General features: G+C 42.3%; 19 protein-coding genes. 12 read left to right on the top strand and 7 right to left on the bottom strand.

Annotation, left to right across the window (positions count from 1 at the left end):
- Window positions 1-33: 33 nt before the first annotated feature.
- The gene (argR, locus tag L2703_RS14730) at window positions 34-504 is read right to left on the bottom strand and encodes a transcriptional regulator ArgR (protein ID WP_248971837.1); all 471 of its coding nucleotides are present in this window, start codon (window positions 502-504) and stop codon (window positions 34-36) included.
- Window positions 505-801: 297 nt separating this feature from the next.
- Here argR and L2703_RS14735 point away from each other — a divergent pair, with 297 nt between their 5' ends.
- Genes L2703_RS14735 through L2703_RS14745 form a run of 3 tightly spaced genes read left to right on the top strand, consistent with a single transcriptional unit; the run spans window position 802 to window position 1,950 of the window.
- The gene (locus tag L2703_RS14735; RefSeq protein ID WP_248971838.1) at window positions 802-1,020 is read left to right on the top strand and encodes a hypothetical protein; all 219 of its coding nucleotides are present in this window, start codon (window positions 802-804) and stop codon (window positions 1,018-1,020) included.
- 3 nt (window positions 1,021-1,023) lie between these two features.
- The gene (locus tag L2703_RS14740) at window positions 1,024-1,572 is read left to right on the top strand and encodes a GNAT family N-acetyltransferase (RefSeq protein ID WP_248971839.1); all 549 of its coding nucleotides are present in this window, start codon (window positions 1,024-1,026) and stop codon (window positions 1,570-1,572) included.
- 21 nt (window positions 1,573-1,593) lie between these two features.
- Window positions 1,594-1,950, top strand: a complete 357-nt coding sequence (locus L2703_RS14745; RefSeq protein ID WP_248971840.1) for a hypothetical protein — start codon at window positions 1,594-1,596, stop codon at window positions 1,948-1,950.
- 7 nt (window positions 1,951-1,957) lie between these two features.
- On the opposite strand, the gene L2703_RS14750 is transcribed toward L2703_RS14745, so the two are convergent.
- The gene (locus L2703_RS14750; RefSeq protein WP_248971841.1) at window positions 1,958-2,503 is read right to left on the bottom strand and encodes a GNAT family N-acetyltransferase; all 546 of its coding nucleotides are present in this window, start codon (window positions 2,501-2,503) and stop codon (window positions 1,958-1,960) included.
- A gap of 128 nt (window positions 2,504-2,631) precedes the next feature.
- Window positions 2,632-3,783, bottom strand: coding sequence for a methionine adenosyltransferase (metK, locus tag L2703_RS14755; RefSeq protein ID WP_248971842.1), 1,152 nt, complete (start codon window positions 3,781-3,783; stop codon window positions 2,632-2,634).
- A gap of 522 nt (window positions 3,784-4,305) precedes the next feature.
- Between metK and tkt the strand changes: the two genes are divergently transcribed.
- The 9 genes from tkt to L2703_RS14800 all read left to right on the top strand — a co-directional run bounded on the left by tkt (window position 4,306) and on the right by L2703_RS14800 (window position 15,565).
- On the top strand, window positions 4,306-6,300 hold the full coding sequence (gene tkt / locus L2703_RS14760; protein WP_248971843.1) for a transketolase: 1,995 nt from the start codon (window positions 4,306-4,308) through the stop codon (window positions 6,298-6,300).
- A gap of 186 nt (window positions 6,301-6,486) precedes the next feature.
- Window positions 6,487-7,506, top strand: coding sequence for an erythrose-4-phosphate dehydrogenase (gene epd, locus L2703_RS14765; RefSeq protein ID WP_248971844.1), 1,020 nt, complete (start codon window positions 6,487-6,489; stop codon window positions 7,504-7,506).
- A gap of 129 nt (window positions 7,507-7,635) precedes the next feature.
- Window positions 7,636-8,811 (top strand): phosphoglycerate kinase, encoded by a 1,176-nt coding sequence (locus L2703_RS14770; RefSeq protein WP_248971845.1) that lies wholly within the window; start codon window positions 7,636-7,638, stop codon window positions 8,809-8,811.
- Window positions 8,812-8,957: 146 nt separating this feature from the next.
- A complete protein-coding gene (gene fba, locus L2703_RS14775) occupies window positions 8,958-10,022 on the top strand; it encodes a class II fructose-bisphosphate aldolase (protein WP_248971846.1) in 1,065 nt (354 codons plus the stop codon).
- Window positions 10,023-10,207: 185 nt separating this feature from the next.
- Window positions 10,208-11,548 carry an MATE family efflux transporter gene (locus L2703_RS14780; RefSeq protein ID WP_248971847.1) on the top strand — a complete coding sequence of 447 codons (1,341 nt, stop codon included), beginning with the start codon at window positions 10,208-10,210 and terminating at the stop codon, window positions 11,546-11,548.
- Between the two features lie 184 nt (window positions 11,549-11,732).
- Entirely contained in the window at window positions 11,733-12,473 is a 741-nt protein-coding gene (locus L2703_RS14785; protein ID WP_248971848.1) for a DUF481 domain-containing protein, read from the top strand.
- A 243-nt stretch (window positions 12,474-12,716) separates the two neighbouring features.
- Window positions 12,717-13,463 (top strand): hypothetical protein, encoded by a 747-nt coding sequence (locus L2703_RS14790; RefSeq protein WP_248971849.1) that lies wholly within the window; start codon window positions 12,717-12,719, stop codon window positions 13,461-13,463.
- Window positions 13,456-14,046: a hypothetical protein gene (locus tag L2703_RS14795; protein WP_248971850.1), complete on the top strand. Its 591-nt coding sequence runs from the start codon at window positions 13,456-13,458 to the stop codon at window positions 14,044-14,046. The genes L2703_RS14790 and L2703_RS14795 overlap by 8 nt, the downstream gene beginning before the upstream one ends.
- Window positions 14,047-14,113: 67 nt before the next feature.
- Complete coding sequence (locus L2703_RS14800) at window positions 14,114-15,565, top strand: hypothetical protein (RefSeq protein ID WP_248971851.1); 1,452 nt, start codon at window positions 14,114-14,116, stop codon at window positions 15,563-15,565.
- 154 nt (window positions 15,566-15,719) lie between these two features.
- Here the strand turns inward: L2703_RS14800 and L2703_RS14805 are convergent, their stop codons facing one another.
- From L2703_RS14805 to L2703_RS14820, 4 genes are all read right to left on the bottom strand, one after another.
- On the bottom strand, window positions 15,720-17,969 hold the full coding sequence (locus L2703_RS14805) for a PAS domain-containing protein (RefSeq protein ID WP_248971852.1): 2,250 nt from the start codon (window positions 17,967-17,969) through the stop codon (window positions 15,720-15,722).
- Between the two features lie 81 nt (window positions 17,970-18,050).
- Window positions 18,051-18,668, bottom strand: a complete 618-nt coding sequence (locus L2703_RS14810; RefSeq protein WP_248971853.1) for a TatD family nuclease-associated radical SAM protein — start codon at window positions 18,666-18,668, stop codon at window positions 18,051-18,053.
- Between the two features lie 296 nt (window positions 18,669-18,964).
- The gene (locus tag L2703_RS14815; protein ID WP_248971854.1) at window positions 18,965-22,120 is read right to left on the bottom strand and encodes an efflux RND transporter permease subunit; all 3,156 of its coding nucleotides are present in this window, start codon (window positions 22,118-22,120) and stop codon (window positions 18,965-18,967) included.
- Between the two features lie 2 nt (window positions 22,121-22,122).
- On the bottom strand, window positions 22,123-23,328 hold the full coding sequence (locus tag L2703_RS14820; protein WP_248971855.1) for an efflux RND transporter periplasmic adaptor subunit: 1,206 nt from the start codon (window positions 23,326-23,328) through the stop codon (window positions 22,123-22,125).
- Window positions 23,329-23,453: the final 125 nt, after the last annotated feature.

Raw genomic sequence — 23,453 nt, forward strand, 5'->3', positions numbered from 1 at the left:
GGCATTGCTTTTTTATTCAGTCTAATTGCTTTTTTATTCGCTATAGTTAAATAATGATTTAACTGTCTCTAATGTGTCATCAATGGTTTTGATGCTGGCAGGGCAGATAAAAATAGTATCATCTCCTGCAATAGTACCTAAAATCCCCTCAGGTTTACCGATTGAATCGAGTAAACGGGCAATAAGCTGGGCAGCACCTGGACTTGTTCTAACCACAATCATTGCTTGGTTGTGGTCAACATCGAGTACAAGATTTTTTAACGGACTTCCAGCGGTAGGGACCCCTAACTCTGCTGGTAGGCAGTACACCATCTCTTGTTTAGCATTGCGGGTGCGAACAGCCCCAAATTTGCTAAGCATGCGGGAGACTTTTGATTGGTTAATATTGCCGAATCCTTCGGTTTGAAGCGCATTAACAATCTCACTTTGGCTTCCAAAGCGCTCTTCTTTCAGAATCGCTTTAAAAGTTTTGACGAGCTCATCCTGATTTCTTGTCGCTGGCATAGTGATATTTCATCTTATAGTTGTTATTCAAAAAACCTGCACATTTTGAATATATCTGCGTTATAAGTCAAGAACGAATCATATTTTTTGAATAAAAATTCAAATTAAGAGTGGAATGTTATAATGACACTTTGCCCACAATATACGCATGTTTCATACAATTGTGATGCTGACTTGTAGGTATTGTGCTCACTTGGCCCAGAAAGCGAATAATTAACCCTTATACTATTTGTTCTTTACATTAAGATGGACAGTAGGGCATTTTTGATTTTATATAATTTTTTGATGGGTACGACTATGTTAAAAATACTCAAAATGTTACATCTAATAGGCCTCATTATGTTGGCGGTGGGGGTGTATTTATACCTTAATACCACACTTGGGCAGCAGGTCAGTGGCATGTTGGTGATTGCATTACTGATTGGTATCGGTACGTTGATTATGTCGCCATTACCCGTTGCACTGGTTATAGAATGGGCTCGTAAGCAGCCTTCTTCAGATAATCTAAAGGAATAATCATTGTCTGTAATTATCCGCAAAGCAATATTGGCTGATGTTAACGCTATTGTGCAGTTAGAGCGTGCACATGTTAATGATGAACTCACCACAAAACAGGGTGTTTTACATGCTCATTCATTAACAGTAAATGAAGTTAAGCAGCTGATTAATCAGCATTGGATAGTGGTTGCCGAACAACAAGGTAATATTATTGGTTATGTTGTTGCTGCTAAATGGGCTTTTTTTGCCTCGCAACCTTTGTATCGCTATATTATCCAGCGTATTAAATTTGCTGATTGTGAAGGGCAAGCGTTAACAACAACAAATACTTGCCAATATGGGCCGATATGGATTAACCGCTCTTATCGCGGCCAGGGAATATTTGAAGCCATGGTTAATGAACTTAAACTGGCTTTAAAACATCGATATCCTTTTATGGTGACCTATATTGCAGCAGACAATTTACGTTCATTGGCTGCCCACTACAATAAAGCAGGCATGCACCTTATAGAACATTTTAGTTTTGAGCAGCGTAACTATCACTTGCTGGTAAGTGATACACATCAATAACAGGCCCTAGGGAGCTTACACATGACTACGCGTTTTGATGGCCTTTTTGGACCTTATTTGTCGCTGAGGTTATCCGCTTTTGACAACATGAAGTTAGTCGTTGCTGTACTGTTTGATGCTGGTGAGTCTTATCAATGTGTAGAGGCAAAAATGCAATCGTTGGCCTGTCACGACGAAATGACCACTGGCTATTTCGTTTGTTGGGATCATGTATGGTTATTTTGCGGGTTAACTCACTCCTACAGTGCCTCTATTTCCTTATTGACAGACATAGAACGCATCGAGAAGGCATCGATTAAGTCTATTTCTGTCCCTGTAATGTCAATGCAGCAAGTTGAGTTTATGTGTGTTGAGAGCGCACATTTTGATCATTGTTAACTTAGTTTTATGGTTTTTGCAGCAATTGCATAATCACAAGCGGGCGCGCCTCATGATGATAGCGGCGGTACAATTGCACAATATCGGCCGGTAGTTTAGTGATATCTTGAACTGGCACAGTGTTAAATTGCTGTTGTTGATATAAGCGCTGCAAATTACTGTGAGTAAACAAAAAACATTTTTGTATTACTAGGGTCGGAGCGATAAAGTGAAGTAATTTGGTGGCCAGTCCTTTGTGACGGTTATCTGGTGCCACTAATAAACCACTTATCAGTTGATATTGGCCAACATGTTTGATCCTTACCGCAGCGACAATCTTTACCGCTGTCACAGAGGGCACACCTGATACTGTCGACGTTAGCTTGTTTTGTGGTTTGAGCACGCTTTGCATGTTTGCATGGGTTATTGAAGCGTTATTTTCATACATCACAGCAATTGATTCTTTGAGGGATATTCTTGCATAACTCATATGTTGACGATAAAACAATTTTAGCGCCGACCACTGCTGTATTTGCTCAGGGGATGGTTTGTCATTTTTATGTTGAGCTGTCATGGGCGTGGTTACCCAGCAAGTCGTAAACATCGTTTTACCCTAAGCCTTAAAAGCGCATGTTCATTGGGATCACATTAGCAAAAAACCGCCCTGCGGCGGTTTTTGTATGGGCTAGACTGCTCAGTTAATTATAAACCGGCGTCTGCGCGTAAGGCTTCAGCTTTGTCTGTGGCTTCCCAAGGGAAGATATCACGACCAAAGTGACCATAAGCTGCGGTTTGCTGGTAGATAGGGCGAGCTAAATCTAACATTGCAGTTAAGCCGTATGGGCGTAGTTCAAAGTGTTGACGCACTAACTTAATTAACACTTCTTCAGACACTTTGCCAGTACCGAAAGTTTCGATGCTGATAGAAGTTGGCTCTGCAACACCAATAGCATAAGACACTTGAAGCTCACAGCGATCAGCAAGACCTGCTGCAACAATGTTTTTAGCAACATAACGTGCGGCATAAGCTGCGCTGCGGTCTACTTTTGATGGGTCTTTACCAGAGAAAGCACCACCGCCGTGACGTGCCATACCGCCGTATGTGTCAACAATGATCTTACGACCCGTTAAGCCGCAATCGCCAACAGGACCACCAATAACAAAACGGCCGGTAGGGTTAATAAAGTATTTGGTGTCTTTATTTAACCACTGCGCAGGTAATACTGGCTTGATGATGGTTTCCATTACCGCTTCAATCAAGTCAGATTGAGTGACGTCGTCACGGTGTTGGGTAGACAATACAATGGCATCAATACCAACGATTTTGCCTTCGTCGTAAGCAAAGGTAACCTGGCTTTTTGCATCAGGACGTAACCAAGGCAAGGTACCGTCTTTACGCACTTCAGACTGACGCTTCACTAATTTGTGAGCATAAGTGATTGGCGCTGGCATTAATACGTCGGTTTCATTGCTGGCATAACCGAACATTAATCCCTGATCGCCAGCGCCTTGTTCAGCAGGATCGCTTCGGTCAACACCTTGATTAATGTCTGGAGATTGTTTGCCAATTGCATTTAAAACGGCACATGAGTCAGCATCAAAACCCATATCTGAATGGGTGTAGCCAATTTCGCGTACAGTTTTACGGGTAATCTCTTCAATATCGACCCAGGCTGAGGTGGTGACTTCGCCGCCGACTAACACCATGCCTGTTTTTACATATGTTTCGCACGCAACACGAGCTTTTGGATCTTGCTCAAGGATTGCGTCTAGCACCGCATCAGAAATCTGATCGGCGATTTTATCTGGATGACCTTCTGAGACTGACTCAGAGGTAAACAAGTGCTTTGCCATAATAGGAAAATCTCGTTGGTTGCATTTGAATATACGTCTAGACGTCTATTTTAGTCGAAATCTAAATTGATAACACCCCCCAATACGAATTTAACTTAATAATTGTGCATAACGGCATACTATTTTTTGTTTACAATAGGCGAAAACGAGCAAGTTATTCTGTAACATATTGATTTGTAGTAGTTTGTTTTATGTTCTCTTTGGCTGTGATGTGTTGCGCAAAAAATAGAAACTATAGATAAAGTTGCTTTTATTAGCTTAATTAGCATCATCACACTGTGGTTTGGCTGATTTTTATATGCGGCTGTCAATAAGTCCGTACTGGGCATTTTATTTGGCGTGGTCACTATGACTATATAGCGAATGTGTATGCGAAGATTCGCGATGATTATGGTACGAAATCGCGTTTATTTAATGGTTTTGCCATCAACCTAGAAAATTTTAATTTGCGTCCCATCGTCTAGTAGGGGAAAATGCCAATCCACAATTGCCGTTAGATCTCACAAACAAGCAGGAGAGAGCATGTCTTCTCGTAAAGTACTCGCTAATGCCATTCGCGCCTTAAGTATGGATGCAGTTCAAAAAGCTAATTCTGGTCACCCAGGAGCCCCAATGGGGATGGCTGATATCGCTGAAGTGCTATGGAATGATTTTCTAAAGCATAACCCGACCAATCCTAATTGGGTCGACCGCGACCGTTTTATTTTGTCAAATGGTCATGGTTCAATGCTTATCTACTCTTTACTGCATTTATCTGGTTATGAATTACCAATCGAAGAGCTAAAGCAATTCCGCCAATTACATTCTAAAACACCAGGCCACCCAGAATACGGTTACACACCAGGTGTTGAAACCACGACAGGTCCTTTAGGTGCTGGTATCAGTAACGCTGTTGGTATGGCGATTGCTGAAAAAACCTTAGCGGCACAGTTTAACCGCCCAGGCTTTGATATTGTTGACCACTACACATACTGTTTCTTAGGTGACGGTTGTTTAATGGAAGGTATTTCTCATGAAGCCTGTTCATTAGCGGGTACCTTAGGCCTAGGTAAGTTAGTGGCATTTTGGGACGACAACGGTATTTCTATCGATGGTCATGTTGAAGGTTGGTTTACAGACGATACCCCTAAGCGTTTTGAATCATACGGCTGGCATGTGATTGCGGGTGTTGATGGTCATAATCCTGATGCAATCCGTGCTGCAATCGAAGAAGCTAAGTCAGTAACTGACAAGCCTTCAATGATTTGCTGCAAAACCATTATTGGTTTTGGTTCTCCAAACAAATCTGGTAGCCATGATTGTCATGGCGCACCATTAGGTGATGCTGAAATTGCTGCAGCACGCGAATTTTTAAACTGGCCACATGCGCCATTTGATATTCCGTCTGACGTTTATGCAGGCTGGGACGCTAAACAAAAAGGCGCCGCTAATGAGTCATTATGGAATGACAAGTTTTCCGCTTATCAAGCCGCGTTTCCTGAACTTGCTGCAGAATATGAGCGTCGCGTATTAAAAGGTGACTTACCCGCTGACTTTGAAGCTAAAGCACAAGCATATATTCAAGAATGCCAAGACAAGGCTGAAGGTATTGCCAGCCGTAAGGCATCTCAAAATGCTATCGGTTTCTTTGGTGCAATGTTACCAGAGTTATTAGGCGGCAGTGCTGACTTAGCGGGTTCTAACTTAACGCTGTGGTCAGGTTCAAAAGGGATTCAAGATGATCCTGCAGGTAACTACATTTATTACGGTGTTCGTGAATTTGGCATGAGCGGCATTATGAACGGCGCATCATTACATGGTGGTTTTATTAACTATGGCGCGACCTTCATGATGTTCATGGAATACGCACGTAATGCGGTACGTATGTCAGCATTAATGGGTATCCAAAACATTTTTGTTTATACCCATGACTCTATCGGTCAAGGTGAAGATGGCCCAACTCACCAACCAGTTGAGCAACTTGCAAACTTACGTTTAACGCCAAAAATGGCGGTGTGGCGTCCATGTGATGCGGCCGAAACAGCGGTATCGTGGAAGGCGGCAATCGAGCGTCGCGATGCTCCAACATCGTTAATCTTTAGCCGCCAAGGTTTAAAAGCCCAAGCACGTACTGCTGAGCAATTAGCTAACGTTGCCAAAGGTGGTTATGTGTTATCTGATTGTGAAGGTACTGCTGACGTGATTTTGATTGCAACAGGCAGTGAAGTGCAATTAGCGATGGACTCAGCAGCAGAGCTCACTAAGCTTGGTCAAAAAGTGCGTGTGGTTTCAATGCCATCGACTACTGAATTTGACAAGCAAGATGCAGCTTATAAAGAGTCTGTATTACCAAAAGCGGTCACTAAACGCGTGGCGATAGAAGCGGCTCATACTGATTTTTGGTATAAGTATGTTGGTTTTGAAGGCGGCGTTGTGGGTATGACAACCTTTGGTGAGTCTGCTCCTGGTGGTGATTTACTTAAACATTTCGGTTTCACTGTTGATAATGTAGTAAAAACTGTCCAGTCTTTAGGATAATCGCTTGCCATTAAACACTTATCTATTAAGTGTTTAATCTGTATAATGACGACCTGCAATGCAATTGTAGGTCGTTTTTTTATGTCTGCAATTTCACGTGATTTGTTAAAATAAATCAATCGCTTAATTAGATAATTACCCCTGGGTAATCATATTAGGACTTTTGATGAATACTCTGGACCCTAAATGATTCGAGTTGCAATTAATGGTTATGGCCGGATTGGCCGCTCAATTCTTCGTGCATTGTACGAGTCTGGAAAACGTCAGCAAATTCAGATTGTGGCCATCAATGAGCTCGCAAAACCTGAAGCCATTTGTCATCTTACCCAATATGACACCACTCATGGTCGTTTTCAGCACACCGTTAAACTCGATGGTGATAAATTGCTGATTGGCGACGACAGCATTCAATTACTTAACCAAGCTGATGCCAGTGCATTACCTTGGCGCGATCTTGACATTGACATAGTATATGAAGCCACTGGTAGCTTAATTGACCGTCAAGCTTGCGAAGCGCACATTCAAGCTGGCGCAAAACAAGTGTTGATTAGTCACCCATCGTCTGCCGATGTGGATGGCACCATTGTATATGGGGTGAATCATGATTTGCTGCGACCTGAGCACACGGTTATTTCAAATGCATCATGCACAACTAATTGTATTGTGCCGGTGATTGATGTACTGGACCGGCATTTTGAGGTTAAAAGTGGGGCGATCACCACAATTCACTCGGCAATGAATGACCAGCAAGTGATTGATGCTTACCATGATGATTTACGACGTACGCGTGCCGCTGGGCAGTCTATCATTCCTGTCGATACCAAATTGGCTCGCGGGATTGAACGTATTTTGCCGCACATGAAAGATAAATTTGAGGCTATTTCTGTTCGAGTACCGACCATCAATGTGACCGCGATCGATTTATCTGTCACGCTGAATAAAAAAGTCGATATTGAACAAATCAACAATGTGCTACAACGTGCGTCAAACGGCAGTTTTAATGGTATTTTAGGCTATACTGACGAGCCGTTGGTGTCGTGTGACTTTAACCACGATCCACGTTCGAGTATTGTTGATGGTACCCAGACACGAGTTAGTGCCGGTCATTTAGTTAAGTTATTACTATGGTGCGATAACGAATGGGGTTTTGCTAATCGTATGCTTGATACGAGTTTAGCCATGATCCAAGCCAGGCAAACTGACTGACAAGGTCAAATATTTCAGTAATGGGCAATAAGCCGGTTACTCGAGGTGCTTAAAGGTGATGAAGATGCATACAACCTAAGCATATCTCGAAACAAGTTTTGTTTTTAACTTAAAAAGGAAATGCTAATTATGGCAATTATTAATATGACAGATTTAGATCTACAAAATAAGCGTGTGCTTATTCGTGAAGATTTAAATGTACCTGTCAGTGACGGTGTGGTGACCAGCGATGCGCGCTTACGTGCTTCACTTCCAACCATTGAACTTGCACTTAAAAAAGGCGCCGCCGTGATGGTGATGTCGCATTTAGGTCGCCCGACAGAAGGCGAATTTAATGCTGAGTATTCAATGCAACCTGTGGTCGACTATTTAGCGAAAGCATTAACTTGCCCAGTGCGTTTAGTCAGTGATTATCTTGATGGTGTTGATGTTAATGTTGGCGAAGTGGTAGTGTTTGAAAACGTCCGTTTTAACCTAGGTGAAGGGAAAAACGATGACACATTAGCCAAGAAAATGGCGGCATTGTGTGACGTATACGTGATGGATGCCTTTGGTACCGCACACCGCGCTCAAGCCTCTACCCACGGCGTGGGTGTATATGCACCTGTTGCCTGCGCCGGCCCGTTATTAGCGCAAGAATTAGACGCTTTAGGTAAAGCGTTAGATAATCCTGCTCGCCCAATGGTGGCTATTGTGGGTGGGTCAAAAGTATCAACTAAGCTCACGGTACTTGAAAGTTTATCTACAAAAGTAGATCAATTAGTTGTTGGCGGTGGCATTGCAAATACCTTTATTGCTGCCGCGGGCCATAAAGTCGGTAAATCATTATTTGAAGCCGATTTAGTTGAAGAAGCAAAGCGTCTTGTGGCTAATGCGCAAAGCCGTGGTGGCGACATTCCGGTGCCAACGGATGTGGTCGTTGCCAGTGAGTTTAGCCCAACAGCTGCGGCAACGCTTAAGTCAGTGACGGATGTGACCGATGGCGATATGATTTTTGATATTGGTCCAGATAGTGCAGAAGCGCTGGCAAAAATAATTGAACAAGCTGGTACGATAGTCTGGAATGGCCCTGTGGGCGTATTCGAGTTTGATCAATTTGGTGAAGGCACTAAACGTATTGCGCAAGCAATTGCTGAGTCAAAAGCTTTTTCTATTGCGGGCGGTGGCGACACCCTTGCAGCAGTAGATAAATATAATATTGCTGACAAAGTGTCTTACATCTCTACTGGAGGTGGTGCTTTCCTTGAGTTTTTAGAAGGTAAAGAGTTACCCGCAGTCGCAATGCTTGAAAAACGTGGCGCTTAAGTTCACGTCTTAAGTTATTGCAAAAAATATAATTATTATAATAAAACACGCTGTTATAGCCTAAAGGAATGAGGTTGTGACAGCGTTAAAATCTGTCCAAACGATAGCGACCTAGGTGAGCAATCACCCTATTAATGGAGAACAAAATGGCTCTTATCTCTCTACGACAATTGCTTGATCATGCTGCTGAGCATGGTTATGGCGTCCCTGCATTTAACGTGAATAACCTCGAGCAAATGCGTGCAATTATGCAAGCGGCTGAAGCAACAGACAGCCCTGTGATTGTGCAAGCATCAGCTGGTGCACGTAAATATGCCCGCCCACAGTTTTTAAAATATCTGATGGCTGCAGCTCTTGAGCAATATCCGGATATTCCGGTCTGTATTCATCAGGACCATGGCACCGACCCTGATATTTGTCAGCGTTCAATTCAGCTAGGCATGTCATCTGTGATGATGGACGGCTCGTTAATGGCTGACGGTAAAACACCTGCATCGTACGAATATAACGTTGATGTCACTCGCCGTACTGTTGCATTCGCTCACGCTTGTGGAGTGTCAGTTGAGGGTGAAATTGGCTGTTTAGGCAGCTTAGAAACCGGGATGGCCGGTGAAGAAGACGGCGTAGGCGCAGAAGGTGTGTTGAGCCATGATCAACTGTTAACCACTCCTGAAGAAGCCGCTCGCTTTGTTGCTGACACCCATGTGGATGCATTAGCCATTGCAATTGGTACTAGCCACGGTGCTTACAAGTTTAGCCGTAAACCTACTGGTGATGTGTTGCGTATTGATCGCATTAAAGAGATCCATGCGCGTATTCCAAATACCCATTTGGTTATGCATGGCTCTTCATCTGTGCCGCAAGAATGGTTGCAAATCATTAACCAATATGGCGGTGCAATTCCAGAAACTTATGGTGTGCCATTAGAAGAAATCGTTGAAGGCATTAAGCACGGTGTGCGTAAGGTCAACATCGATACTGATTTACGTTTAGCCTCAACCGGTGCTATTCGTAAGTTTTTGGCCGAACATCCTGCTGAGTTTGATCCACGTAAATTCTTAAAAGCATCGATGGAAGCAATGGCAGACATTTGTACGACGCGTTACGAAGCGTTTGGTTGTGCGGGTATGGCGTCTAAAATTAAGCCTAAGTCTTTACAGGCTATGTATAAAGCGTATCAATCTGGTGAACTTGATCCAAAAATCATGTAAACCAAGTTAGGCAATATTGTTATGAAATGGCCCACTGAATCCAGTGGGCCATTTTTTTGTAAATAAATTACGAAAAATGTTGTTTTTTTAAACGTCATCACGCATGATCTGCGCCCTTAAAATGTCATCATTTATTGATATAACCTTGTATTAATCTCAACGTTAACTTCACAGTAGACCACGTTATGCATTCCAGTTCAGAAAAGCCTTTATCTTTATTTTCATTAACTTGGCCCTTGTTTGTTGATTTTGCACTGCATTTTTTAACTGCGGCTATGAACACCTTTATGATCAGTCATGTGTCATATCAAGGCGTGGCGGCTTTGTCGGTCGGCAACATGGTGTTTGAATTGGCGATTACGTTATTTAGTTTCGTGAGTATTGGTGCAAGTGTGGTGATCACCCAGTATTTAGGATCGCAAAATAAATCTGCAGCCAGTGCGGTGGTGTATTCGTCTATTGGGTTTAATTTTTTAGTGGGACTTGTGGCTGCCATTGGCATTTTAACGGGCGCCACAGTTATGTTAACGCTAATGAATTTACCCGCAGAGCTCATGGCAGATGGCGAGTTGTACCTCAATATTGTGGGTTTGTGCCTTATTCCTGAAGCCATGGCAATGTGTTTAGCTGCAGGCATGCGAGCTCATGGATTTACTCAGCAGGCAATGTGGGTCACGTTGTCGATGAATATCATCACCTTTGTTGGTAACTTATTATTACTTTATGGCTGGTTTGGTATACCACAAATGGGCGTTGCTGGTGTTGCGATTAGCACCGTTGTGGGGCGATTAGTCGGTATGACAATTATGGCTGTGTTGTTTGTGCGCTATACCGGTATAAAGATACATATTCCAAGCATTTTGCGTCCAGAGCTGAAGATGCTAAAAAAAGTGTTCCATATTGGTTTGCCTGCCGCAGGGGAAAACGTGTCATGGATGTTGCAATTTATGGTGGTGACTTCCTTTGTGGGGTTAATGGGCGATAAAGCGCTTGCTGCACAGTCGTTATATTTTCAAATTTGTATGTTTATTTTACTGTTTGGTTTATCGATTGGCATAGGTAACGAAATTATTATTGGGCATATGGTGGGGGCTAAAAAGCTAAAAGCGGCAGAGCACCAAATGTATCGCGCATTAAAATTAGGGCTGATTGTCACCACTGTTGTGGCGTTATTTGTTGCGGTTTGGGGCCCTAATCTTGTGAGCCTATTTACCGATGAAGCTGACATCGCCTTACTTGTTGGTCAATTATTTATACTCACTTTGGTGATGGAGCCAGGTAGAACATTTAACCTTGTAGTTATTAATGCATTAAGGGCCAGTGGTGATGCTAAGTTTCCGTTTTTTATGGGCTTATTTTCAATGTGGTGTATTGCGGTCCCTGGCGCTTATGTACTTGGTATTCATTATGAATTTGGCCTGTTAGGTGTTTGGGCTGCCTTAGCATTAGATGAGTGGGTAAGAGGGTTGGCAATGTTGTGGCGCTGGCGAAGTGGGCGTTGGCAAACTAAGAGCCTTGTGGCCTAGCGCAGATTACATGGTGATTACAGACGGGGTTAATGCTGATAGATCACTGTTAATGTATTTTGTTTAATGTTGATTTACGTCACATTTTTTTCAATCCACTCGCTAAAATGATAGTATTTGGGCAAATTTGAACAAGATAGCCATTTAGACGTTTTTGTAAACCGTAAATAAAGGACGAAATGACATGAAGAAACTGCTACTGACTGCAGCTATTACACTGGCCATGCCATTTGCAGCACATGCTGGAAGTGAATTTGTTGAAGGCGATGCGACATTCGCAGGCGAAGCCGAATTAGGCGCCACACTCACTACAGGTAATACCGATACCTCTTCTTTTAAAGCGCGTTTAGCGTTAAAACAAGAGTTAGGCGATTGGGAAAACCAATATGTAGCAGAAGGGTTATACAAAGAAGATACTGACGAAGTGACCGCTAAACGCTACTTTTTAGGCGTGCAGGGGGACTATCAAATTGATGATGTGAGTTATTTATTTGCTAACACTAACTATGAAGTTGATCCATTCACTGGTTATGATTTTACCTCTACCACTTCAGCGGGTTACGGTCATCGCTTTATCGATACCGACAGAATGTCGTTAAAAGCAGAAGCGGGTCCTGGTTATATCTATCAACAACTTGATGATGAGTTATCTGTGTCAGAAGGTTATGACAGTGATGACAGTGTTGTTGTTCACGCCGTGGTTGACTTTCAAACTAAGCTTGGCGAGTCGTCAAAATTTCAACAGAAATTTGTCGCCGACTGGGGTGAAAAACTCGATGCACGTTCTGAAACATCGTTAACGGCAAATATCATCGGCGCTCTGGCAATGAAGTTTGCTGTGATTGTTCGTTATAACAGTGATCCGCTAGATGCAAAAGAAAGCACCGACACTGAAACTAACATGACATTACTTTATTCTTTTTAAATAATGTGAATGATCTTAGAAAGCTGGCTTAGCCAGCTTTTTTTATGTCTTTATTATGGCCTTAGCGTATTAGCGTTCACTGTATTTGTAATCATGCAATGATATCTGGCTCAAAAAACGCCTCATATTCGAGCTAAGCTTCACGAAACCATCATTTTTTTACATGATTTAAGATCATTTAACCATAAGTAAATGGCTTTAGGAGTATACTTTTTCTATCAGTAGCGGCGCTGAGAAAGGACGATGCAAATAGGATGTTGTTGGTTTGATACTGAGCGGCATTTGTTGGTTGATCAAGCAAAATCGACTCAGTGGCATTTAAACGTTAATGAATATTGGGTGCTTACTCAATTGGTTCAGCATCGTGGCCAGGTTGTGCCATTAAGTCAGTTAGACACTGTCGATATATCAGGTAATGCAGCCCATCAACTCACTCATACTGAATTGGTTGGTATTATATATCATCTCATCGATTACCTCTGTGCCAGTCATCATGACTTAATCGAGTACATTCCTGATCAAGGGGTTATTTTGTATCCCACCACCCCAATTAAGCATCCCAGAGTACTTGAACTTCCTAATCGTTTACTATCATTGGGGCAATATGGCGTCATTATTGGCACATTGTTAGCTATGTTGTTTTTTTTGTGGTCACATATTAATCCGCCTTGGTTTACTAAAGCAGACGTGCTGCGTCAGGTGATGACGTCAAGCGGTAAGGTTATTCAGTTATCTGTGTTTGACAGCCACACACCACAAGATGCCATTTTACATGCCGATTGTTTATCTACGCAGTTACGCTTGTGTCATGATGTGCATTGGGATGCTATTTATGCAGCAATTTCCGCTGATCGACATTATGTGAGTGTTCTGCTGACTCAATCGACAAAAACGGATTGGCTATATAAAAATCTCAAAATTAGAGTCGACAACATGCACTCGCCATTTATGACCCAAGAGTGGCTGCATAAGGTGCACATTTGTGGCTAAGTTACTTTTACGTTCTTACCGATGGCGTAAACGTATTCGCCGTTTTGTGCTATCCAAGCACGGCAAGCTAGCATGTGTGATTAGTTTAATGTTCGTGGTCTTTGGCGCAACCAGTGCGCTTGAGCAATTTTCAACCCCAAATCATGTATGGCAGTTTTCTTGTCATGCAGACAGTTATTTCGCTGATTTTCAGCCCCTTACCGAGCCAGATGAGTTAATGCTGATTGTGAATATAGAACACGAACAAGCGCAGTTGCATTATCAGCTTCAATCTGGCGCTTCTTTGTCCGAGTATGCTGTGATGCAGGGGGCAGTTAGGCAGGTGGATTTAGGTTCATCAAGTTACCTGCTTGCGCTCAATGTAAAAACATTGCAGTGGCAAGAGGGCAGTGCCTTACATCCATACTTACTTAATGAGTTAACCTTTGCCTCGCCAGAGCTTAAACTCAATGATGATGTCTCCATTGAGTTGCAAATACTTAACATTGATCGCGAACATTCTCGGGCAATGTTAACGTTTAATCCCAGCAATAGTTTATGGTCTTGTAAGATAATCCCGGCAGTTGTGCCTCAGCCACATTGAATAAATTCATCATTAGGTTACTATCGATGATATCGATGAAACTTTAAATGGTATGTAAGTTAAAACAGTGGCAAAAGTTAAAGTAAAACAAGAAGAAGCATTATCAATTAAATTTAGTCATCAAATGGCGCCAGGGGATCAGCGTGCCTTCGATTTATACTTCTATCTCCCGACAGAAATGGGCATTGGCTCTCATACGCTAGATGAAGATGAGTACTACCATAGCGGCATTCTTGGTCGTCGCTCTTATTATTCTAAAGGTTTACATCTGCCATTAGTTCAATCTCGTTTTGTCAGTTTAAACAAACGAACCCTTGAAGAATTTCGTTTATATCTTAATTTATTTGCTTATCAATTTGCCGTTGCCATTGAAACCGATGGTAAAGAATTGCGCCAAAAGACAGATACCAGTGAGTTTTATATGGCACTGGACGAGCTGTGTGATGTGGTTATCCAGCTGCTTAAAAAGTTTCGCCGTAATGAACCGAGCGATCCTAAGTGGAAGTCATACTTTGAGCATGCTGATAATTATCTTTCGTGGTTTTGTGAGCAGCAATTGCTAAAAACTTTAGCGTACGCGCCTCGTAGTGCTGATTTCAGTGAAGTGAAAGACAAGGTGCTTAACTTGTGTCGCAGTGAAAATCACTATCGTGAGCAGGTGTGTAAATATAATTCGTTGCAAACTCAGCAAGATCCTAATCGGATTTCTAATAAAATGTTGCTGCTACGTCGTTTAATTCAACAAGGTGTTGTGTTAAAAGAAGAGCTAAAACCACTGGGTGTAGGCTTAAAAAAGTTTGTTACAGGTCTAGCTACTGGGCTGGTTATGCTCGTGGTGTCTGCATTAATTATTAAAGCTCAGGGTTTTTTTAACGGACTAACGTTAACCTTATTGCTCACTCTTGCTGTGATTTATGGTTTTAGGGAAATTTTTAAAGAGGACTTTCGCAACGCCATGTGGCGCTTTATTCAACGAGGACGTCCTCGCTGGAGCCGTATATTGCGTGACACGACTACCCAAGCAATTGTCGCTAAACAATTAGTTTGGCTTGAGTTTATGCGTTCGCAAGACATTCCTGAAACGGTGGCCGAAATCATGAAGCAGCGGCACAGTCAAAATAAAGTTGACTCAACAGTGCTGCATTACCGTATCGCCACAAAAGTGACGAATAAACCGTTTGAAGCGGGATACTCTCAAATTCAGGAGCAGGTTAACTTCAGCTTAGTTCCTTTCGCTCGCCATTTAGAACGTGGTAAAGCAAGAATTTATAAAGAGTCCGATGGAAATATTAGCCATGAGTCGGTTGAACGTCGTTACCAAGTTAATCTTGTTGCTGTTTTACGAGATGGCAAACAGCAACCTGAGTATGCACGGTTTAAAGTGACAATGAATCGTTCAAGTATTGTTGAAATTACCGAGAGTAAGCTGCCGGATAACATTCAGCCTTTCTCATTGGAGTCAGACACTCACCTAAATGAAGACACACAAGTTGTTGACCATCATCAAGTTGAACCTTGATTTAGCAATGTCAGTTTGTTCACCTAATACCATCATGATAATTAAGTGATAAGCGATGTTAACCCGTAAGCATGATCACATTGTTGTGCTGATTAGGATAAGCCCCAACAATGTCAGACCATACAGTGCTGGGGCTCAGGTGGCTAATAATGAGTTAATTTAAATGATCGGTATGGGTTGTGCGTGTAAATGCTTGGCAAATATTTTGATCAACAGACTGCTTAGCACGTTTAAGTGCGATTTCTGCATTAGCAAGGTATTGCTCAAGGCTTTGAGGTGACACGTATCCTGCAATACCAATGTTAATCCCTTCTGATAAATGATGTTCGTCTAAACGAGACATGACATTGGTAGCATATTGATGTGCTCGATTGGCATCAGTGTCTGGCAGTAAAATGACTAACTTACCCAATTGCCACTGTGATATTTGGTAGTTTTGTGGCAGTTCGATTAATAATTGTAATTCAATGTCTTTTTGGCGTTTTTCTAACTGACTTACGTTGCCCATGTGGCTAAAAATGCCCTCAGGGTTAATATCCATAACCAGTAAGCTGGACTGAATTTTTGTTTGTTCGCTTAAATGATTAAAGTGATTTTCAAGTTCATTGATGCGCAGCACGATTGCACTTCGGTGCCCAAACACATTGCTGTGTTTGTGTGGCGCTACGATTGGCTGTGTTTCTTCAAACGTGCAAATCAGATATTCAATATCACCGTCGTAGGCGAGCTGTCCAGATAATGTTGTTTTAAGGCACTGGCTATATCGACTTTGTGTAAAGGGCATGATTTGTGCGCTCCATTCGCCTTGTACACTAATTTGAGAACAAATATTGTGCCATTGCTCGTTTAGCTCGCTGCCTAAAAGCTCGGTAATAGCAATGTTTGTTTCACCGTTTAATAACATTAAATGGTCAAATTTACTGTTGCATTTAATCAACTTGCCATTGGCATCTGTTAAGGCGGTGGCAACTGCGCTTTCGCTTAATAATTGGAATAAGTAAGCTTGGCGCTGGCTCTCATAGAGCACAGTAATATCTTCAAAAGTAATCAGCCAATAACACTCTTTAGTGTATGGGCTTAATTCGCTGCGAATGTGGGCTTGCAAGGTGGTGTTGTTCTCACTGTCAATATTGATTTCACCTCGCCACTGTTGATGATGTGCCAGAGCCTCTTTTATACGTTTAAACAGTTCATCATCTAGGTTTAGCACGCGTTGAATACTACGATCAACTAAGGTGTCAATTGGCAATGCAAGTGCTTTAGAAGCTTTAAGGTTGGCGCTGCCAATACGGCCGTTATCATTGACGATCAAACAACTTATTTCACTGTTAAATAGGCCGTGGCTAAGTTGTAAACTGTTGTGTTTTGCTCGGCGCTCAAGCACAAACAAATGACGTAATATAATTAAACCACAGGCCAGTAAAGCAATCAGCGCACCTGCGATAAGTATCACTAAACGCCATTCAAGATAACGCGATGCAATATCATCGTGGCGGATATAAGATAGTAAAAAATACTCACGCTTAGTTTCGTATTGGCTGGTTAACTCCACTTTTAAATACACAAAAGTGGCCTCGTCGCTGTAAAACTGACCATAGTTGTTCATGGCCATTACCTTCCATAAATCAGGAAACGTTTGCTTTAAACTAGAACCTAAATTATCTGGCATATTAGACAAGGGTTCTGGTTGGTTGGCTCCGGCAAATAAAAAACCTTGTGTGTCGAGTAATAACAACGGCGAGTTCTGGTTAAAAAAAGCAGGTTTAATGGTTTCGAGTAATTTGGTGATCGAATTGTAAGTAACGAGGTAGCCTTTAATGCTTTGATCTGGGTTTTCAATCCAAGAGAGTTGATAAAAATACGGTTCAAGTAAACCGTTAATAGGGGTAAAAGACATGGGCGATGTGTAAATATCACTTCCGCCCATATTTCGCCCTGAGCCTAATAGTGTGGCTGGAATGTGCATGTTGTCAAAACTATCAGTGGTTGAAAAACGCAATTTTCCTTGCGGATCAAATAACGATAAGCCAAGTAGTTCAGGAATGTTTTGGGTTAATGATGTCCAGCTTTCAATCACTTTTTGTTGTTGTACTTGTGACGGTTGCTCTAGGTATTGGCGCAGCAATTCTGCTTTGGCAAATGTTTGGGTTCTGAACTGCAAAAATGCAGCTTTATCTGAGGCAAGCGATGCAACTGTTTGTAATTCGCTATAACGTTGGTCTGCCCAGTCTTCTTGTAAACGTCGTTCACCAAGACTGACCACCATGTGAGTGACAATAAATACTGTAATCAACAGAATCAGTATTTGACTTAACAATGACAATACATGCTGTTGAGACCAACGAGCGGCTTGTGATGATATGAGTAATGAGTTGGGAGAGCTTACCGATTTGCGCTTAGCCATTGTGTCACTTTTTTAGCAGTTACATAGTGGCAATACTAGCATGAAGCCTGCGTGGGAAAAACGCTTTAACAGGATAATTGTTTAGCCAATCTTATCTAATTCGCGCTGTTTGAATGTTACTCCGTTTTGCTCTGCGATATTGCGACACCGAGAAATATCAACATTGCTAAGGCCATTAATTGCGCTCGCTTGCACCTGTGAGAAAAACTGTGGAGCTTGATGAATAAATTCAAGCAATGCGTCGTACGAACCAGCAAGTTTAGGGCGACAGTGCTGTTGATATCCTTCGGGGGTGTCGGCATTAAGTGAAATGGATATGCTGTCTATGCATTGGCTTAGTTCTGGTAAAATATTACGCCGGTGAAAGAGATTACCAAGCCCATCGGTATTTAATCTTACTCGTCCTCCTCGGGCTTTAATCGTATGAGCTACTTGCAGTAAGCATTCTAGGTTAAGGGTTGGCTCCCCAAAACCGCAAAACACATATTCATCAACCTCAGTAACATCACCCAGTAACGGAATAATATCAACGGCAGTTATACGCTTATTTAATGATAAATCGTAGTCGTGTACCTGTGTTGAGCCATTATGTTTAGGGCAAAACTGACATCTTAATGTGCATCTGGCTGTGATATTAAGATAACGGTGGCTGCCGATATCATAAACTAACGTTGGTGACGGTAAACTTTTATTGGTCATAGCAAGTTACTTATTGGCGGTAATGCTCAATATTTTAGCCCAATAAAACAGTGGACTATGTTGCTTAGCTCCCAGAAAACAAAAAAACAGAGCTACCAGAGCTCTGTTTGATGAAAATACCATAGGGCTAACAAGTGATGTTCTGCGGCATTTTAAGCCCCCAAAGCCCCTGCAGCGCTAGCTCTGCGTTGTCGCTATTTGTTAGGAGTAACCTGACGATATAGCGACACTTTAATCAAAAACCATTAGACACATATAAAGTGGTGACTTTTTTATGTGCCTTGGTCCTTGAGCAATTAATGTTTATCGGTGTGATAATCACCTTCGGGAGTCTGGGGGGTAGGTTTCCACCACCAAATAAACATTCTTCTCAATAGCTGTTTGATATCATCAAGAATGATGTAAAGCACGGGGACTAAAATTAACGTCACCAATGTTGAGAACAAGATACCAAATGCCAGTGAGGTTGCCATTGGTATGACAATTTTAGCTTGTAAACTTTTTTCCATAATAATGGGGACTAAGCCTACAAAGGTGGTGAGTGAGGTTAAAATGATGGCCCTGAAACGGTAGCAACCTGAGTCTATTGCTGACTGCATCAGTGACTTACCTTCTTCACGTGCGCGGTTAACAAAGTCGACCAAAATCAGTGAATCGTTCACCACAACCCCAGCTAATGCCACAATACCACACAAGCTTAATATGCTCATTGATAACCCCAGCATGTAGTGACCAAATAACGCGCCAATCATGCCAAATGGGATCACCGACATGATAATCAGAGGTTGAGTGTATGATTTTAATGGTATAGCCATTAGCGCAAAAATGGTGAACATGGCAAAGAAAAAGCCTTGTGCTAAACCCAGCATGGCATTTTGTTCGTCTAAGCTACCACCATCTAAAGCAGAGGCGACTTTAGGGAATCGTGCCGTTAATTCGGGTAAAAACGCTTCCTGAATTTCTGCCACAATCTTTGACGGTTCAACATTGTTTTTATTTACATTGGCCGAAATTGTGATGGCTCTGCGACCATCAACACGGGTAATTGATGCATATGATTCGCCTAATTCAATCTCAGCAACGGTAGAAAACGGAACGGCAGCCCCCATTGGTGTGCGGATCAGCATGTTTTCAAGATCGCCAACCGTGCGCCGCTGTTCAAGTGGGTAGCGCACCATCACTTTGACTTCTTCTTTGTTACGTAAAATACGTTGAGCTTCATAACCGTAAAATCCGTAACGTACTTGGCGAGCCAAATCAGATAAGGTCAGCCCTTGGGCTTGTGCCTCTGGACGAATTTTTAGGCGTATTTCGTGTGAGCCCGACGAGAAGTTGTCGGTAATGTCATAGACGCCTTCGTAAGTGGCAAGCTTTGTTTTTAGCGCTTTTGAGGCTTCTGACAATTGCGCTAAGTCTGTAGCGGTTAGCCTAAATGACAAATCGCCACCGGCATCGTTGGTGCTGGCATTAATGTTTAGTTTTTTGACAGATAATAATTCGGGTATTTTCTCACGCCATGCCGCTGCGATTTCTACACCGTCTAAATCGCGATCTTCCCCTTTGGTTAATTCAGTAAACACAAACGCACTGCTACGAGAGCTTAGCTCAATGTAACTGTGTTTTACCATTGGATAACCGTATTGTGCTTCAAGTTCTTCGTTCATGTTATACAAGGCATCTTCAACCTGTTGAAGCACATGTAGGGTGTTTTGTTCTGAACTGCCTTCTTCCATTTCAATTTGTACTTGAATAAAGTCTGATGGAATATCAGGGAAGAAAATCCAACGAACCTTACCACTGATGACGAGTGCAACAGACAAGATAAGTACGCCAATGAACATGGCGACAACGCTGTAACGTATCTTAATGCATCGCTCTAAAAAATGACGGTAGGTGTGGTGAATAAAGTGCTGTAACCATTCATTAATGGCGAATTTTATCCGTGAAAATACATTGGTAGGTGCGGTGCGTTTTTTGATTTTCATGTTGGCTAAATGCGCAGGGAGAATCAATTTTGATTCCACTAACGAAAAGGCGAGACACAAAATCACAACCATACCGATGGATTTCCAGATGATCCCCATAGGACCCGATACCATGATCATTGGAATAAACGCTGCAATGGTCGTCAATACGCCAAATGTGGCTGGCATGGCCACGTTATGTACGCCTTTAATGACGTTGTTTAGTGAGTGGCCATTTTCCTCTAATTCGGTATAAGCGCTTTCGCCAATAACAATGGCGTCGTCGACAACTATCCCTAAGACCAGAATAAATGCAAAGAGTGTCAGCATGTTAATTGACATGTTAAACGGCTCAAGCGGCATTAATAGCATGGCACCTAAAAAACACACAGGTAACCCCATCATGACCCAAAATGCGAGTTTAAGGTCTAAAAACAGAGCTAAAATAATAAATACCAGTAGCGCGCCATAAAACATGTTTGACAGCATCATGTTTAGCCGGCCTTGCAGGTAGTGAGTTAAGTCTCCCCAGGTATCGAGCTCAATATTACTGGGTAGGCTTTTTTTACGTTCAGCCACATAGTCTTTTACTTGAGAGGCAATATCGAGCGCATTTTGATCATCAATACTGGCTATTTCAATCACGGCGGCAGGCTTGCCGTTAAAGCGTGTGTATTCTAAGCGTTCTTCAAAATCATCATTAATGGTTGCAACTTGAGGCAGCATAATGCGGCTACCATCAGCACGAGTATCAACTACGATTTGAGCAAAATCGTCAGCGGTGTAAGCTTGACCTTTGGTGCGCAATAAAATGTCACCGTCTTGCGCCCGGATCGCACCACCGGGTAAATCGATTGATGAGTTTTGTACCGCTAAGGCAACTTGGGTAAAGGTGATGCCGTATTCACGAAGTTTATCTTCAGACAACTCAATACCAATTTCATAATCGCGTACACCATTGACTTTTGCGCGCGTGACAGCCGGTAAATCTGTGATTTCATCCCGAATGGTTTTTGCCATTTCCTTCATATTATGAAGGCTCATATCGCCATAGACTGATACCCAAATGACACTGTTTTCGGGCTTTACTTGGTAAATATTGGGTTTTTCAATGTTGTCAGGGAAGGTTGCAATGGCATCTATACGGAGCTTGGCTTCGTCTAGCACTTGCTGCACATCATAGCCGTCTTCAACTTCAATGGTCACCGCGCCTACACTGTCGCTGGCAACGGAAGTGACTTTTTTAATACCACTAATATCTTGAATGGCTTCTTCAATTTTGATGTTAATTCCTTCTTCAATTTCCTGTGGTGCAGCCCCAGGATAAGCCACATTGACATTGATAAGGTTTAATTCAAAGCTTGGGAAAATTTCTTTATTAATCATTAAGGCACTGAATAAGCCGCCAACAATTAAGATGATCATAAGTAGGTTCGCCGCCACACTGTTGCTGGCGAACCAGGCAATAACTCCTTTATTTGTGGTCATGTTTATTCACCTACTTTTGTTGCGTCGTGGGTGTCTGGTGCGGCAGTCTTGTTTTGGTTTTTGCTTTGTTCTCCAAGCACTTTAATCATTTGTCCAGAGTTTAGGCTATTCACGCTGGTGGTTGATACGCGCTCATTGGGTTTAAAACTACCTTGAATATAAATGTTATTCACGTCTGAGCGAATAATGTTTACCTTGCGCATTTCGATGATATTGTCTTTGCTGACAACAGCCACTTGGCCATTACGCACAACGTGGCGAGGGAGCGTGACCACATCATCGACTGTGCGGCCTGTAATGATGGCATTAACAAAGCTGCCAAACTTTAATGGTAATTGCCCTTCAGCTTGATGGTTGCGCAGGTAAGGGTCGTGAATCTCTGCCACTAAGTACACCATACGTGTTTGTTCGTCGATAACATTTTCGCTACGAACAATGTTACCTTGCCAGGTCATTTGTTTGCCTGCCAATAACGCCGTGAGTGTGACGGTGGTTTCAGGGTTGTCAACTGATTCTAAATAAGCCAAGTCTTCGTTTGTTAGCGGTAATCTAATTTCAGCGGTGCTGGTGTCGTAAAGTTCCCCAAGATTGGTACCTAAGGTAACGTATTGTCCTAAATCGACGTTGCGTGCTTTTATGATGCCATCGAAAGGTGCGCGGATAACTGTTCGTTCTAAATTTCGTTTAGCTCGTGCTAGTGCGGCTTGGGCATACTTAACGTTGGCTTGTTCTTTTTTCAGTTGTGGGATACGTAATCCAAGTTCTGGCGGGACACCTTGAGCAAAATCTTTAAATTCAATTTTAGCGACTTCGCCGCGGGCTTTTTCTTCATTTAATGCCGCGGTTGCTTGTGCCAGTGTTGCTTCTGCCTGAATGAGATCCGCTTCATAATCGGAAGGTTCGATAACCGCCAGTTGTTGACCTTTCTTCACCACGCCACCGGCAACAAAATGGGCCGAGATACTTAGCATCCGGCCCTGTACTTCAGTGACTAATTGGGTTTTATATTTAGGGTTAACAACACCATAGGAAGGTAAGTTTAATGATAAGGTTTGCGGTACAACCGTTTGAACATCAATAATGGGAACACTGATGGGTTCATCTTTTTGTTCGGGCGCTTCCTGGGTATTAATCAGTGCGAAGGCTAATCCACCAAACACAATAACAATCAGGAGGGGTGACAATCTTCTTAGTATGATTTTTATCATTTTTTTGCGTATCCATGCTCAATTAATGCTAAAGACAGTTAACTACGTTGGCTAACATGTTCATTCAGATTCATTTTATTACTCATTCCTTCTAAATTAACAGACTCTGCAGCTTATCTAAATAG

This window comes from Shewanella basaltis (assembly GCF_023283885.1).
Classification (GTDB): domain Bacteria; phylum Pseudomonadota; class Gammaproteobacteria; order Enterobacterales; family Shewanellaceae; genus Shewanella; species Shewanella basaltis.

What these genes read in the sequence shown, in the direction of transcription:
- argR (WP_248971837.1), bottom strand. Translation starts at nt 504, where the DNA reads ATGCCAGCGACAAGAAATCAGGATGAGCTCGTCAAAACTTTTAAAGCG.
- L2703_RS14735 (WP_248971838.1), top strand. Translation starts at nt 802, where the DNA reads ATGTTAAAAATACTCAAAATGTTACATCTAATAGGCCTCATTATGTTG.
- L2703_RS14745 (WP_248971840.1), top strand. Translation starts at nt 1,594, where the DNA reads ATGACTACGCGTTTTGATGGCCTTTTTGGACCTTATTTGTCGCTGAGG.
- L2703_RS14750 (WP_248971841.1), bottom strand. Translation starts at nt 2,503, where the DNA reads ATGACAGCTCAACATAAAAATGACAAACCATCCCCTGAGCAAATACAG.
- metK (WP_248971842.1), bottom strand. Translation starts at nt 3,783, where the DNA reads ATGGCAAAGCACTTGTTTACCTCTGAGTCAGTCTCAGAAGGTCATCCA.
- tkt (WP_248971843.1), top strand. Translation starts at nt 4,306, where the DNA reads ATGTCTTCTCGTAAAGTACTCGCTAATGCCATTCGCGCCTTAAGTATG.
- epd (WP_248971844.1), top strand. Translation starts at nt 6,487, where the DNA reads ATGATTCGAGTTGCAATTAATGGTTATGGCCGGATTGGCCGCTCAATT.
- L2703_RS14770 (WP_248971845.1), top strand. Translation starts at nt 7,636, where the DNA reads ATGGCAATTATTAATATGACAGATTTAGATCTACAAAATAAGCGTGTG.
- fba (WP_248971846.1), top strand. Translation starts at nt 8,958, where the DNA reads ATGGCTCTTATCTCTCTACGACAATTGCTTGATCATGCTGCTGAGCAT.
- L2703_RS14780 (WP_248971847.1), top strand. Translation starts at nt 10,208, where the DNA reads ATGCATTCCAGTTCAGAAAAGCCTTTATCTTTATTTTCATTAACTTGG.
- L2703_RS14785 (WP_248971848.1), top strand. Translation starts at nt 11,733, where the DNA reads ATGAAGAAACTGCTACTGACTGCAGCTATTACACTGGCCATGCCATTT.
- L2703_RS14790 (WP_248971849.1), top strand. Translation starts at nt 12,717, where the DNA reads ATGCAAATAGGATGTTGTTGGTTTGATACTGAGCGGCATTTGTTGGTT.
- L2703_RS14805 (WP_248971852.1), bottom strand. Translation starts at nt 17,969, where the DNA reads ATGGCTAAGCGCAAATCGGTAAGCTCTCCCAACTCATTACTCATATCA.
- L2703_RS14810 (WP_248971853.1), bottom strand. Translation starts at nt 18,668, where the DNA reads ATGACCAATAAAAGTTTACCGTCACCAACGTTAGTTTATGATATCGGC.
- L2703_RS14815 (WP_248971854.1), bottom strand. Translation starts at nt 22,120, where the DNA reads ATGACCACAAATAAAGGAGTTATTGCCTGGTTCGCCAGCAACAGTGTG.
- L2703_RS14820 (WP_248971855.1), bottom strand. Translation starts at nt 23,328, where the DNA reads ATGATAAAAATCATACTAAGAAGATTGTCACCCCTCCTGATTGTTATT.